The 13,521-nt window shown below is 48.1% G+C and carries 12 protein-coding genes; 9 read left to right on the top strand and 3 right to left on the bottom strand.

The genetic code is table 11. The features are described from left to right. Nucleotides 1-4 precede the first annotated feature (4 nt). Genes JEM67_RS20880 through JEM67_RS20870 form a run of 3 tightly spaced genes read left to right on the top strand, consistent with a single transcriptional unit; the run spans nt 5 to nt 6,806 of the window. The gene (locus JEM67_RS20880) at nt 5-2,761 is read left to right on the top strand and encodes a hypothetical protein (RefSeq protein WP_199637000.1); all 2,757 of its coding nucleotides are present in this window, start codon (nt 5-7) and stop codon (nt 2,759-2,761) included. Continuing rightward, nucleotides 2,761-6,120: a hypothetical protein gene (locus JEM67_RS20875; RefSeq protein ID WP_199637002.1), complete on the top strand. Its 3,360-nt coding sequence runs from the start codon at nt 2,761-2,763 to the stop codon at nt 6,118-6,120. Before JEM67_RS20880 ends, JEM67_RS20875 begins: the two co-directional genes overlap by 1 nt. Continuing rightward, complete coding sequence (locus JEM67_RS20870) at nt 6,117-6,806, top strand: hypothetical protein (protein ID WP_199637004.1); 690 nt, start codon at nt 6,117-6,119, stop codon at nt 6,804-6,806. Before JEM67_RS20875 ends, JEM67_RS20870 begins: the two co-directional genes overlap by 4 nt. 298 nt (nt 6,807-7,104) lie before the next feature. Here the strand turns inward: JEM67_RS20870 and JEM67_RS20865 are convergent, their stop codons facing one another. Further along, nucleotides 7,105-7,353, bottom strand: a complete 249-nt coding sequence (locus JEM67_RS20865; protein WP_199637006.1) for a hypothetical protein — start codon at nt 7,351-7,353, stop codon at nt 7,105-7,107. Nucleotides 7,354-7,540: 187 nt separating this feature from the next. Between JEM67_RS20865 and JEM67_RS20860 the strand changes: the two genes are divergently transcribed. Genes JEM67_RS20860 through JEM67_RS20835 form a run of 6 tightly spaced genes read left to right on the top strand, consistent with a single transcriptional unit; the run spans nt 7,541 to nt 11,528 of the window. Further along, a complete protein-coding gene (locus JEM67_RS20860; RefSeq protein ID WP_199637008.1) occupies nt 7,541-9,736 on the top strand; it encodes a hypothetical protein in 2,196 nt (731 codons plus the stop codon). After that, nucleotides 9,736-10,074 (top strand): hypothetical protein, encoded by a 339-nt coding sequence (locus tag JEM67_RS20855; RefSeq protein ID WP_199637010.1) that lies wholly within the window; start codon nt 9,736-9,738, stop codon nt 10,072-10,074. Before JEM67_RS20860 ends, JEM67_RS20855 begins: the two co-directional genes overlap by 1 nt. Nucleotides 10,075-10,100: 26 nt before the next feature. Beyond that, entirely contained in the window at nt 10,101-10,406 is a 306-nt protein-coding gene (locus JEM67_RS20850; protein WP_199637012.1) for a hypothetical protein, read from the top strand. After that, the gene (locus JEM67_RS20845; protein WP_199637014.1) at nt 10,403-10,912 is read left to right on the top strand and encodes a lysozyme; all 510 of its coding nucleotides are present in this window, start codon (nt 10,403-10,405) and stop codon (nt 10,910-10,912) included. Before JEM67_RS20850 ends, JEM67_RS20845 begins: the two co-directional genes overlap by 4 nt. Continuing rightward, nucleotides 10,897-11,271 carry a hypothetical protein gene (locus JEM67_RS20840; protein ID WP_199637016.1) on the top strand — a complete coding sequence of 125 codons (375 nt, stop codon included), beginning with the start codon at nt 10,897-10,899 and terminating at the stop codon, nt 11,269-11,271. Before JEM67_RS20845 ends, JEM67_RS20840 begins: the two co-directional genes overlap by 16 nt. Next, nucleotides 11,268-11,528, top strand: a complete 261-nt coding sequence (locus JEM67_RS20835) for a hypothetical protein (RefSeq protein ID WP_199637018.1) — start codon at nt 11,268-11,270, stop codon at nt 11,526-11,528. Before JEM67_RS20840 ends, JEM67_RS20835 begins: the two co-directional genes overlap by 4 nt. 412 nt (nt 11,529-11,940) lie before the next feature. Here JEM67_RS20835 and JEM67_RS20830 read toward each other — a convergent pair whose 3' ends face one another. Both JEM67_RS20830 and JEM67_RS20825 read right to left on the bottom strand, forming a co-directional pair. Continuing rightward, nucleotides 11,941-12,351, bottom strand: coding sequence for a Shedu anti-phage system protein SduA domain-containing protein (locus tag JEM67_RS20830; protein ID WP_426406368.1), 411 nt, complete (start codon nt 12,349-12,351; stop codon nt 11,941-11,943). Nucleotides 12,352-12,485: 134 nt separating this feature from the next. Then, nucleotides 12,486-13,514: a hypothetical protein gene (locus tag JEM67_RS20825; RefSeq protein WP_199637020.1), complete on the bottom strand. Its 1,029-nt coding sequence runs from the start codon at nt 13,512-13,514 to the stop codon at nt 12,486-12,488. Between the last annotated feature and the right edge of the window lie 7 nt (nt 13,515-13,521).

The following is a 13,521-nucleotide window of genomic DNA, read 5'->3' as shown; positions in this document are numbered from 1 at the left end:
AGCGATGCCAACAGTACCGGTATACCAGCGCCAGTCACAATCAGAGATGGCGCCTGTAAACACGCAAAACCTCCGCATTCCGCAGGGAAATGGACTCACTGCCCTGGCCGACGTTGGCGCTAATGCCTTGGGCGTTTATCAGCAGCAGCGTGAGCGTGAGGATCTTGCATTCGCTCAGAACGCACTACTTCAGTTTAACCAGCAGGCTGATGACCTGATCAATAACCCACAGACTGGACTGATCACCAAGCAGGGCGCTAATGCTATCGGCCAGGGCGATCAAGTGGCCGGGCAACTTAGCCAGATGGCCGGTTCCGCTTTCGATTCAATACCTGATGGGCCTGTAAAAGAGCGGTTCAGGAACCAGTTCGCTGCCGCTGGCCAACCGATCGCCAACCGCGCGAGGCAGTATGAAGTCGGGCAGCGCCAGCAATTTGAAGTTGGTCAGCAACAGGGTCTGCTGGCTAACCTGCAAACGCAGGCCGAAAACAGCTTTGATGATAACGAAGGGTTCGTGAACACCAACCTGTTGGCCAGAGAGCAGATCATGGCATTCGGTCAGGCTCACGGCCAAAGCCCGGAAGAGATCGAGGCCAATTGGGTAAACTTCCGTGAGAACTCAGCTAAAGCAGCATTGAATGCCCAGTTAACCGCTGGCCGGTATGATCAGTTTTTGGCGCGCAATGGTGAACCGTCTGACGTCGGCGGAATGCCACGATTCAGTGCTCATGGTAATTCATCGGCATCACGTGGCCTCCGAAACAACAACCCAGGTAACATTGAGGCCAGCGCTGATAATCCATGGGAAGGTCAGACCGGTAGTGATGGCCGCTTTGCCAAGTTCGAAACGCCTGAACACGGAATTCGCGCCCTGGGAAAAAACTTGCTGGCGTACAACAAGCGCCATGGTCTGGACACCGTCGGGGAGATGATCACCCGCTGGGCGCCACCGGAAGAGAACGATACCGATTCCTATATCAAGGCTATTTGCGCTCAACTTGGTGTTGGGGCCAATGACCAGATCGATGTAACCAATCCGCGCACGTTGGCCGCATTATGTGCTGGTATTGTGCAGCATGAGAATGGTAACCAGCCATACAGTGCCGATCAGATTAATAACGGCGTCAGCGCCGCGCTTGGTCTATCAGCGCTGGAGTCATCGAAGCGTCGTACCGGTAACGCAGCTTTTGATGCAGCCAGCCCAGCGACGCAGGGAACCTATCTCCGCCAGGCTCAGGCAATGCAGAACGAGCAGCGCGCGCTATACGCCCAGCAGCTTGGAGCATCTCTGAAGGATGCATATTCAGCCTTTGATGAGGGATTGCAGCCAGGACAACTGCCAACGCAGGCTGATCTGATAAATGCCTATGGCCCGGCTAAAGGGTTGCGGCAGTGGCAGGACCTGCAGGATCAACAGAGCTATGGCGGAGTAATCGGAGCAGCAAAAGACATGTCGCCCGCCGGCCGCCAAGACTTGCTCGAGCGCCTGCGCCCATCAGACCCTAATGCACCTAACTTCGCAGCAAATCAGCAGCGATGGGACAAGATGCAGGCGAAGTTTAAACAGCTCGATACGGAATGGGAAAAGAATCAGGGCAGCAGCAGATTTGAATCATCACTGCAGAACAACTTTCCACTGGACCCAAATGATAAAAACAACCAGGCGGCCGCTGACCATTATTTTGATCGTCAGGTAGCGCCTAGCTTCAATATCAACAACGCCGACAGCATGAACCAGGTCGCTGAGATAACCACAAAATCCGGCATGCTGCCGACGCAGATCAAGACGATGCTCACTGCAGGGGCTACATCACGCGATCCTTCCGTCGTCGTTCCAATGGCCAAGATGTACGGGCAGATTTTCGATAACAATCCGGCGGCGGCCACCGGTGTTGATAAGGGTGCCATGGCGTTCTATTCGAAAGTTTATGCCTATGACCGTGCTGGTGTGCCTGCCGAGAAAGCTGTTGATATGGCCTACAACCAGGTTTATCAGCAGGACGATCGTTTAAAACAAATGGTAAGCCAGCAGCTACGGGATAAGGATTATATCAAAGCCAGGTCAACCGCAGCGCAGGACAATATCAATAGCCTTTCGCCGTCGTGGACAAGCTTCGGAGCGCCAAGCATCAGCGCCGCTGGGCAGGCTAATCAGTTGTACCAGCGTGACTACCAGACCATTTACGACGCCAACTTTGCCCAGACCGGCGGCGATGCTGATCAGGCCAAGGCCATGACCAACGCCATGATTAAAAAGGTGTGGGCGGTTTCTACCATTAACGGGAAAGAAGAGGTAATGAAATATGCGCCTGAAGCCGTGTATGGCGTTACAAACGGCTCGGGTAACTGGATCCAAGGCCAGTGGGAAGAAGAGAAGCGGGCGCTTAAAAGGTCTGCATTTGGTGGTGCGCGCGATGACACTGATTTAGTCCTGATACCTGATGCAGTAACGCCACGCGACCAGAGCTATAGCGTCATGCTCCGCCAGAAGAATGCTGAAGGCTATGATGATGTGCGCCCGTACTACGGGGAAAATGGCATGCCTTTGAGATTCAAGCCTGAGCAACAAAGCTCACCAATGTATAAGCAAACAATGGGAGTTCAGCAGCAGAGAGTCGACGCGGCTCGCGCGGCGAGACAGGAAGAGCAGCAGCCAGCATTTACCAATCAACAGGGCTACATACCGCCTGATCTCACTAAACCATTTGGTACCGGCATTGCTAACCAATTGCCGAGCAACATCACCGCAGGGGGACAATAATGCCAACGTATGAGATGAAACCTGACGATCTGCTTTCTGCTGATTTCCGGGCCATTCCCCAGCCAGATGATAGTGCAGCATACATGGAAACGCCGTCGTTGCTTTCGGCGATCAACCCATTTACCGATAACCAGCAGGTGCAGCGGGGACGTGACGCGGCTTTCCGGCTGGATAACTCCCTTGGGAGCTTCATCGCAACTGCGCCATTTAGCCAGTTTGACAAAGTTGATGGGTATAACCCTTTCGACAACGACGCAGCAGACCTAAAGGGATATGAGGATTATGCTGATTCCTTCATTGATTCCGGGTCCTCTGATGAGACGAGAGCCATAAAGGGCCGCATAGATCAGCAGATGCAGGACCGTCAATATCTTGCGGATACCGGCGGTGCGGGTATCATTTCCAGCATGGCTATGGGTCTGATTGACCCTATTAACGTAGCCTCAGTTTTTGTTCCTCTTGGCGCTGTTCAACGTGGCGGATCTGCAATCAGCACCGCCGCTCGCTTTGCGGCCGCCAATGCTGGGGCTGGGATAGCTTCCGAGTTCTCGTTAAACGAAACGCAGGAGACCAGAACCCTCGGGCAGAGCGCCATGAATGTCGTGGTTGATGCAATGGTTGGCGGGATCCTCGGTGCCGGAGCGCAGGTGCTAGCTGGTGTGGGTTCTCGTGAGGCAGTCAACGCCTCAGTCTCTGCCAACTTACGAGGAACTGACGCACCACAGAGCATTGGCGCGGCACAGGTGTTTAATACAACTCTCGACCAGGAGCAGCTTGCAGGATTGGGCCTGTTCAATAAAACGCTGAGCATTAACCCTGGTGGCCGCTTGGCTCAGTCACCATCTCGCGCGTCACGTGCTATCAACCAGCAGTTGGCAGAGAACAACTATTACTTTGCAAAGAACGATGAAGGGCTGGCCACATTTACCGCGGCGGAAACAAAGATCAAACAGTACGATGTGATGCTATACAAACAGATGGAGTCGACCAAAGACGCCTACCAGGCGTATAGCAAAAACATCCGCGCCACTGGCGGGAAGCGAATTAACTTCGTGGATTTTAACGAAGCAGTTGGCATGGCAATGCGCCGTGGGGATCAGAGTGAAATTCCAGAAGTTGCCCAGGCAGCAGCACAAATCCGCCCGATGTTTGAGGCGACCAAAGTCCGCATGCAGGAACTGGGAATTTTGCCGGAAGACGTTAACGTTTCTACGGCGCAAAGCTACCTGCCACGCATTTACAAATTCGATAAAATTTTGTCTGACCGGACAGAGTTCCGTGGGCGTATTGCTACGTGGCTACGCGGCATAAGCTATGGTGGTGCAGAGAAAGCCACAGCACGTCTGGAAAAGATTAACACCGGCCTGAATGACGCTGCAGAAGCAGCACCGCGAGCGCAGACCTTGGCTGACGAGATCGCCGCTGCCGAGTCATGGTCTGGTAAAAAATCCTTACTCAGCGATGAAATGCATAAACTCACGCAGTTAGTCAGTCAACGCACTGAGGTTGAGGGGCATATATCTAAGCTATCAAAGAGAAAAAAACCAACAAAGAAACAGGCCGAATTGGAGGCAAAACTCGTTCGTATTTCTGAGGCAGAAAGTACACTGGCTAAATATCAGCGTCACCTGGATTTACTGGACAACCCGCGCAAGCATCGCTCAGAGCTGCGCAAGCTGCAGAAGAAGGCCAGCTCAACAACCAGGCTTAACGCAAGCCGTGAGCGCGCACTGAAGGCGATGGATCCACTTTCCAGAGAAGAAGCAGAGGATGCCGCTGACGAGATCGTCAATAAAATAATTGGCGCACCATCTGGCCTTGTACCGGCTCAGCTTTTACCTGAAAAGATAATCGGACGGGCAGGCTTCACGAAGAGCCGTAGCCTGCTTATTCCTGATGAGCGAATCGAGGAGTTTTTAGAGTCGGATATCAACCATGTCATGGAGAGCTACCTCCGTCAGGTTGGGCCAGAAATCGAACTTACTGCGCAATTCGGCAGCAAGGATATGGGTGAGCAGATCCGCCAGGTTACAGAGGAATATACCCAACTGATCAAGGACGCTAAGACGCCAAAGCAACGCGCGAAGCTGGAGAAGCAACGTGAAGCTGACCTGCGCGACATTGGGGCTATGCGGGATAGGTTGATTGGTACGTATGGAGCACCTAAAGACCCGCGCAGTTTCTTTGTCCGCGCCGGCCGTGTGGCACGTAATATTAATTTCCTTCGCCTGCTCGGCGGCATGACAATATCAGCCCTGCCTGACCTCGCGCGCCCCATGATGCAACATGGCCTGGCTAAATCTTTGCGACCCCTTGGTGTGATGCTTCGAAACATGTCTTCCATCAAAGTGGCTACAAAAGACCTGCGCGAAATGGCGGTTGGATTGGATTACGTACTGTCCACCCGAACCAAAGCAATTGCAGACCTGACCGATCCCTACAGCCGGCGGTCAGCGTTAGAGAAAGGATTGAACTGGGGGACGCAGAAATTTGGCAACTGGTCCTTGATGAATCAGTGGAACACAACATTGAAATCGTGGTCTGGCCTGATTGTGCAGTCTCGAATCCTCGATAACGCACAATTACTTTCAGCAGGAAAGGAGTTGCCTATGAAAGAAATCAGGAAGCTGGCCCAGCTCGGCATTGATCAAAGCATGCTGGGACGCATCGCGGAGCAATATTCAAAGCATGGTGAGGATATGGATGGTCTGCTGACTGGACACAGCCATCTGTGGGATGACCGCACGGTGCGAGAAGCGTTTCAGGCTGCTGTACTGAAGGATGTTGACTCGACAATTGTCACTCCGGGGGCGGGAGATACGCCGCTTATGATGAGCACTGAAGCTGGAAAAATAATCATGCAGTTCAAGACATTTATTTTTGCCTCTCATAACCGCGTTCTGGCGTCAGGAATACAGCAGGGTGATGCATCGTTCTATCTTGGCGCACTCGGCTCTATCGCGCTGGGTGCCATGGTTTACACGATGAAGCAAAATCTATCCGGTCGTGAGGTAGATTATCGACCAAACAACCTGGTAAAAGAAGGGCTCGACAGATCGGGCATGCTGGGCTGGTTATCTGAGCCGGTGAACACCGTCGAGAACATGAGTGGCGGACGATTTGGGCTTGGTGCCATGTTCGGCGCACCGCCGGTGTCCCGTTTCCAGAGCCGTAACGCCATCGGCGCGCTGCTGGGGCCAACCTTCGATATGGCAGGTGATGGGGCAGTGATCGCCAACGGAGTGCTCAACGGAGAATTTGACGACAAGCAGACACATGCGGTCAGGAAGTTGCTACCATATCAGAACCTGTTTTACATATCCCCGCTGCTAAATAGAGTTGAGGAACAGCTCAAATGATAAACAAGATTATAATTGCAACTGTGGCTTTACTGGCACTTACTTCAGCACCTGCACTTTCAGCTTCGTGTGCAATGACTAATGTTAAGGGTTTTCACTCTGTAGGAGAGATTTTATGCCTTGATAAGGTGAACTACGCGGAAGAAATTGCTAAAGCCCAGAGAATGGAAATAACAAGTTTTTCAATAATTAACGATGAAATGGTTATTTACACCGTTAAATCAAGTCTCGGAACAGCCGCGTTTTTTGCTGGGAAAGAAGGGTTTGTAAAGATACTTGGTGAACTGCCTTCAGGTGATATTAAGAAAAGCATTGAGGGTATAAATAACATATCTATTGCTCCTATTACAGGTGGCGTTTATTTTATTACTGATGCCTGGGCTACTTCTGGAGCAGTACACATGCTGCCTAGAGATATTTGGATGGCGGCGCTAGAGTCAAATAAATACCCATCAAATAATGACATTAAATATATTACAGATGGCAACTATGTTCAGGTTATTAAAACTGGGAAGCATGCCGGTAATCTAATCGTTAACAAGCACAAATACAAAGATGGTGGTGGTTCATACGACCCATACTACTTGGTTTCTTCATCAGGGAAAGAAGTAAAAGAAATTGGAGAGAGTAAGGAGCAAGTAGATAGCTTCCTATATAAATCAGGGGCAAAAGACCGGATCCACTAACCCCACCAAGCCCATAACGGGGCTTTCATTTTTCCTAATATTGTCTATATTAATCTCTCCGCATTTGCGGTAACTACACACAATGGAAAATATAATGAAGAAAATAATTTCAATGCTACTGGTTGTAATGGCTATTGGTGCTTCTGCTCAGGTATACGCCGGTTCATGTGACCACTCAACAGACCGCGCGAAGGATGGATCTGTTTGCGGTGATCGCTCGGCAGATGCCAGGAAAGGTGGCGGTGGGTCACGTTAAGTAAAAAGCCCGCATAGCGGGCTTAGTTATTTATGGTGATAATTATTGTTCCAACTGGTGTGTAATAAATTTCGAATGGGTCTTGATTTCTTCCTTTAGTTTTTCGTTTTGTGTGACATAGTTCACTAAAGCGTTCAGTTCCAGCATAGCGCCGCCGATCTCTGAGCCGTCCGCATCCAGCTCTTTCAGTAGCCTTTCCAGTAGTGAAGCCTTAGCTAATCCCGCGATCCCTTCGCGTGCGTTGATTCTTCTTTCCAGCGTCCTGCTGACTGGGTAGCTGTACCTCTTCATTGCTTAATGCACCTCGCTCAGCTTGTAACTACTGTATAAATAACCATATATAAAAATGATTAGTTTAGCAATATGCGCAATATAATTACCATTTAGGTAACAAAAATTATAATAGCACACAATTAAATTCATGTATGGATTGTCTGCCGCTAGAATGCTCTTTAAGTGAGCAAATGGGGCAATAGATATGACCGTATCAACTGAGATAAGCCGAGAGGAATACACCGGCAACGGGGTGACGACAGACTTCGACTACCGATTTCGTGTGTTCTCTGCGGATGAGCTTGTTGTTACTGTCGCTGACACAACAGAAAACATCAGCACGCTGACGTTAAACACGAATTACACGGTCACCGGTGCCGGCAGCCGAACGGGTGGGAAGGTGAAGCTGGTAAACCCGCTGGCGGTTGATTGGCGCATCAGCATCGATCGCGATCTCCCAGTAACGCAAGAGACCGATATCCGTAATCAGGGTAACTTCTTCCCAGAAGTTCATGAGGACGCTTTCGACAAGTTGACAATGCTGATCCAACAGGCGTTCGGTGTTTTTGGCCTGGCGCTACGCAAACCCAATTGGCTGGCAAAATACTATGATGCGATGGGAAACCGGATTGCCAACCTTGGAAACCCTATCAACCAGCAAGACGCAGCGACAAAGGGTTATGTTGACGTAATAGCTGAAGCGAACTTAAACAGGGCATTGCGAGTTCCGGAACCTATCCCGCAATTGCCGCCAGCGGCCAGCCGCCGGAACACCTTCCCAGCTTTCGATGATACAGGTGCGCCAACAGTTATGGTTCCGACCAGTGGATCGGCTGCTGATGTGTTGCTGCAGCTTGCCGGCAGCGATAAGAACCTTGCTCCTGTTGACCATGTCCATATCAAGAACGGACCGATCGTAGATTTTCGCCGCTTCCTGACTGTAAAAGACGGCAGTGTTAACGCCACACAGGCGGTTATCGACGCGCTTAACTCTGGACTTAATGTGCAGGTCTCAGGCGATTACGTACTGCGTGTTGAAAGCGCGGGGATTGCTGCTGAAATAACCAGTAGATTCTTTGGTTCGCCAGGAACGCGGCCGGTAATTCTGATAGACCATACGGATACTGTGCAATCTCAGTTTACCCTAAAAGGCGGGTTCAACTATTTTGCAAACTTTGCTTTCAGATACCCGAATCAAAAACGATCGCTGGCCACCGGAGAATCACCAGTTGCATATCTCCCACTTCTTACTGGTAATGGGTTTGCATCTGAGTTCATTAACCTTGATTTGGGTAACACGTATCGTGGGCTGCAATTTGGTGACTCAAGTTATTCAGCCTCCCGTATTACTATCCGCGACATTATTGGTGCACCGATAAGGCGTGGTGTGACGCTGGATCGTGTACTGGATATACCAAAGTGCGATAACTGGCATTTCAATTACAACTATCTCGACGCGTCAAATAATGCAGGCTATTCGTATGATCTTACGCTACGTCAATGGATACATGATTTTGCGGATGCCTTCCACCTTGGGCGATGTGACTTTGGCGCCTTCAGTAGAATATTTGCGTTCGGATATTTTAACGGAATTTTTTTGCGCACAGAGCGTTATACCGGATCGGCAAACAGTGTGAGGTTTACTGATTGCGATATGGATATTTGCGTGCATCCGTTGCGCTTTCAAAACTGGCAAAACCAATTAACAGTCACTAATGGAAAATTCACAGGGAATGCTAAATCGACGGGTGGTCTCGTAGAGAAGGAGCCGAGTGTTAACCTGTTTTCTGGCACAAGCGAGGGGGGTGTAATAGTTCTTGATTCTACAGAGATGAACAACTACTCCAGCGACGCGATCCAGACTGCTGCTCATGTTAAATGCATCGGCGCACAGTTCTACGGCTATGGATTTGACAACGGACAGCGCGCGGCAATCGCGACGAGTACGGGAACAAACCCGAGTATGACGGTGTTGGGAACGCGTGTTGATGGATCCTCGGGTACTCAAACCCGTGGTTTCTACGGAACCACATCGACAGGTACGCTGACGATGGGCGATAGCACGACTATCTCAGGCACAACACTGGACAGTTTCAGATGGGCAAATGGTCAGGTAAATACATCTAACAGTACTTCGTTGGGTGGCATGCCAGGACGAAACAACGTCTCTTTTATCAGTAATGTCCCGAAGCGATTCCCGGTTGAATCTATGCCAATAAGCGGAACGTTTTATCGCCCAGGTGATATGGCTGTACTGACTATTCCAGTAAAAACGAACTTTTCTGGCCAGCCAAATTATGTGATTACCGGATGGACCAGATTAACTACGGCATCAACAAATAGCCATGTCTTGAACACTGACTGGATAGAAAACAGAACCTATTTTAACGGAGTTTCATAATGAAATTATTATACATCTACACGCCAACTGGCGGCGAGTATATGGCTGATGTGGAGTCATCAATCGCTCTTTCACTAAATATTTACGAGACATTCAGGCATTACGACGTAATTCCAGTAAACCCTAATTTAGATGCTGAGACATATAAAACTCGTATTGGGGTAGATGCTCCACAAATTTACCAAACATCGGGTGACTGGCTTCCTTCGTGCGGTGCATCAATATTCGTCGGACAGATGGGGAATGATGTGTCAGGACGTATCGTAACTGTTGATTGTGTCGTGGCGTTCAAGTCGCTTGAAGAGCTTGAAAAAGCTTTGGTGGCTGGCGAATTTTAATTATCCCCGTAGGGGAGGTTGGAGCCATGAAAATGGGAACAGGAAATAGCGGGTGGTGGTCGTATTTTTGGGGGGCGATAACTGGGTTATTAAGCACACTTTCGCTCCAGGATATTGCGTTTGCAGGTGGCGCTCTTGTAACTGCTATTTTCACATACCTGACATATCGGTCTAACGATAGAAAAAACAAGGCTGCCATTTCTGCTGAGCAAGAACGCACGCGCATTTACGCGGATTGGATAGAGTCGCAGAAGGCTAAGCCGGCATCTGCACAGGCTGCGGCGATCGATGTCATTGGCCATCAGGTAGATAAAGTTGAGGCAGAAGCATGAGCAATTTGAAAAAGGTCGCAGGCGGTACGGCTTGCTCAGTCATGGTGATCATCGGCCTAGTGCTGAGCAACGGCAACGTAAAAACCAGTCAGCCTGGGCTTGAGCTGATCGGCAACGCGGAAGGGTGCCGCCGGGATCCGTACAAATGCCCGGCGGATGTGTGGACTGATGGCATCGGCAACACGCACGGCGTTACCGGCGCACGCAAATCTGACGCGCAGATCGCCGCTGACTGGGAGCGTAATATTCTCGAAGCTGAGCAATGCGTGACCCGCTACGCCGCCGGCGACAAGTTGCGACAGGGGGCTTTCGATTCGGCTGTGAGCATCACGTTTAATGTTGGCTGCCCGACGATGCAGAAATCGACCATGTTCCGACTTTTCCGGCAGGGGCAAGCGGCTGCCGCCTGTGATCAGCTCCCGCGCTGGGTGTACGCGAACGGGAAGAAATTACCCGGTTTGGTTATTCGCCGTGACAAGGAGCGCGCACTATGTCTGGCAAAATAGCGTCTGCTGTGGTGATCCTTCTCGCGCTGATGGCCATTGTCGGTGCTGGCGCCTGGCTGGCGGGCCAGCACTACCAGCCAAAGATCGATAAGCTCAACGCCGCGCTGACGCAGTGCAGGGATACTAGCCGGCAGCAGGCGGCAACAATCACCAGCCAGAACGCTGGCATAGTGGCGCTACAGCAGGCTGAAGCCTTGCGAACAGCAAAGGCCAAAGCAGAACAGGATAAAGCGCGCCGTGAAGCCCAGGGCGATTACGGCAAGGCCAATGCCGTTTTGTCTGAGCGAACTATCGGCGAAGCCTGCGCAGCGGCATCAGCTTCGTTTGATGACGAACTGCGCCGGGAGCGAGCACAATGAAAATTCTGATCGTGGTTTGCGCACTGGTGCTGGTAGGTTGCGCCGGCGCGCCGCAGACACCGTCTTATGTTGAGGTGAAAGTACCGGTCGCCGTGCCATGCAAAACAGCTGACGTTGCGCGCCCGGCGTTCGCTGTTGACCAGTTGCCGATCGGTGCTACTATCGACGTCCAGATGCGAGCGCTACGCGCCGAGCGTCACCAGCGTATCGGTTATGAAAAAGAGCTAATCGCCGCTAACGAAGCGTGCAAAAATTGAGCTGACTTTTCTGGTGACGGTATAAAAGACGGTATCTAATTTCACCTATGCATATAACACACTATAAAATCAATTAGTTACGCTTGTTGTAAATAATTGAGTGGGAATGATCCGGTTGCCGGCTTAAGCTGGCACTGACAGGCACTGAAAATAGCTAAACCCGCGTAATTGCGGGTTTTTTTGTTTTTGTATGGCCATTATTTTTCTGCTCCCCATGAATTTAAAATATAACTGATTGATGGGTGAGTTATGTCATCTATCGTTAAGTAGGTTGTTTTAAAAGTTAATTTTCATGCAGGTGATGTACGGTCTAAATTATATTTTTAGATCCAGTATTGGTTAAGAAAACTCACTTAACCTCTCTTCTTTTTCAGGAGGTTAAGTGTAATCATACATTGAGTCAAAGTATGTATTAATTGGATAAATTTTCTATTAATTGCATTAAGTGCTGCAGTAAATCATCATATGTTAATACTTTTACAGTTCTGTTATTATTTATTGATTTAAGTCTTAGTTTGTCTTCCATGCTCAGCATATTCGAACGTCCTATAATGACCATGCCTTCTGGAGTGTATTCGTTTTTTAACCAATTTGGTATGTTTGGTTTGTTTTCGCGCATTTCTTTTATCCAATCTTCAACTTGTTGCAATGCATGCGTTACTTTACTTCTTAGTCTTCCTTTTTTTGTAAATATAAGATCGCTTTGTCGTTCTAACTCTATTAATAGGATTCCTTTGTGTAAAGAGTTGTATTCCAAAACTAAGTCAGCTATATAGTTCCCTATTCTGACCTCTGAGTGAATCATAACGTGGGTACCATTAATATCTATAAGTACTGGGTGGTTAAGTAGGAAATTATGTAAATCCCTCTCTTTTGTTTTTTCGTTTTCTAGTAGCCTACAAAACTCTATGAATGAAAAAATTAGATTGTTTTCATGATTTTTAATCGGTTCTTTTGCTATTTTTTTATTTTCTCGTCTAATAGTTCTTTTTTTGATATTTTTCTAGGAGATATTTCTTCCCGATAGATAATAATTTTAGGGATTAGATTACCATTACCAATAGAGATGGTTTTTATATGATCTTTGTTTTTATCGTATTTACCAACTATTACAGATTTAATGGTTTTTTTATTTATTGCCTTATAGGCGAGAAAGACAGAGTAGTCATCATCCATGACTAACTTTCCTTTATTATCTTCATATAATAGTATTTCGATGTTACAGTTCCTGTTTTCTTGAATGTCATTGATCATGGTTTCAATTAATGATTGAGGTATTGATAGTGCATAATCTATATCTTTTATCTCTATCAATTCGATAGGTACCTCTACTCTTGCACACTGTATGGAGCCAGTGTAGGCATCTGCTATTAATTTTTCTAATTTTAGATTTCTATTTTTTCTAGGAATAATTGACCCTTTTATTGAGCTTAAAGGTACAGTTGGTCTTCTATAGTTTTTATAAGCGAGTAAGGATTTTAATATTACACGGAGTAATGGGTCTTCCATGGATTCATTTTTAGTAAGATAAATATATCCGTCAGTGCTCAGTAGCGATAGAAATGGTTCCGGCTCATCTTGCCTCATTCTTAACTCTGTTCTGACTATTCCATTACTTAGTGAGGGTTCAAAGAAGACTGTAGCGGTATATACTATACCTTTAGGCGAAAGCTTTTCAGTATTAAAAATTATTCCTAGCCTACTTTTATTATATGGAGTATTTACAAAGAAATTATCGTCAAGTGGATATAACTCCAATTGATAAAAATGTGTATCTAAATCCTCTAATAATGGCAGAACATTATATTTAATATATAACTCCTCTTTGATACCCATCAATGAAATTATTAAGTCGGCTAAGGTGGGGTTTTCTTGATATTTTCTTAGTATGTATGCTTTTGTTTCTTGAATAGTTGCTTTTGTATTATTATTTATTTCAGTAACTATTTTCTTCTTGATGTCACCTATAAATGTTCTAGCTTTCATTTATTAT

Origin of the sequence: Serratia sp. PAMC26656 (assembly GCF_016469055.2) — a bacterium.
Classification (GTDB): domain Bacteria; phylum Pseudomonadota; class Gammaproteobacteria; order Enterobacterales; family Enterobacteriaceae; genus Serratia; species Serratia plymuthica.
The sequence above is the reverse complement of the archived record's forward strand: the minus strand, read 5'-3'. Positions and strand labels throughout refer to the sequence as shown.

Excerpts from the sequence above, each read along its gene's own strand:
- JEM67_RS20880 (WP_199637000.1), top strand. The coding sequence starts at position 5 with ATGCCAACAGTACCGGTATACCAGCGCCAGTCACAATCAGAGATGGCG.
- JEM67_RS20875 (WP_199637002.1), top strand. The coding sequence starts at position 2,761 with ATGCCAACGTATGAGATGAAACCTGACGATCTGCTTTCTGCTGATTTC.
- JEM67_RS20870 (WP_199637004.1), top strand. The coding sequence starts at position 6,117 with ATGATAAACAAGATTATAATTGCAACTGTGGCTTTACTGGCACTTACT.
- JEM67_RS20865 (WP_199637006.1), bottom strand. The coding sequence starts at position 7,353 with ATGAAGAGGTACAGCTACCCAGTCAGCAGGACGCTGGAAAGAAGAATC.
- JEM67_RS20860 (WP_199637008.1), top strand. The coding sequence starts at position 7,541 with ATGACCGTATCAACTGAGATAAGCCGAGAGGAATACACCGGCAACGGG.
- JEM67_RS20855 (WP_199637010.1), top strand. The coding sequence starts at position 9,736 with ATGAAATTATTATACATCTACACGCCAACTGGCGGCGAGTATATGGCT.
- JEM67_RS20850 (WP_199637012.1), top strand. The coding sequence starts at position 10,101 with ATGAAAATGGGAACAGGAAATAGCGGGTGGTGGTCGTATTTTTGGGGG.
- JEM67_RS20845 (WP_199637014.1), top strand. The coding sequence starts at position 10,403 with ATGAGCAATTTGAAAAAGGTCGCAGGCGGTACGGCTTGCTCAGTCATG.
- JEM67_RS20840 (WP_199637016.1), top strand. The coding sequence starts at position 10,897 with ATGTCTGGCAAAATAGCGTCTGCTGTGGTGATCCTTCTCGCGCTGATG.
- JEM67_RS20835 (WP_199637018.1), top strand. The coding sequence starts at position 11,268 with ATGAAAATTCTGATCGTGGTTTGCGCACTGGTGCTGGTAGGTTGCGCC.
- JEM67_RS20825 (WP_199637020.1), bottom strand. The coding sequence starts at position 13,514 with ATGAAAGCTAGAACATTTATAGGTGACATCAAGAAGAAAATAGTTACT.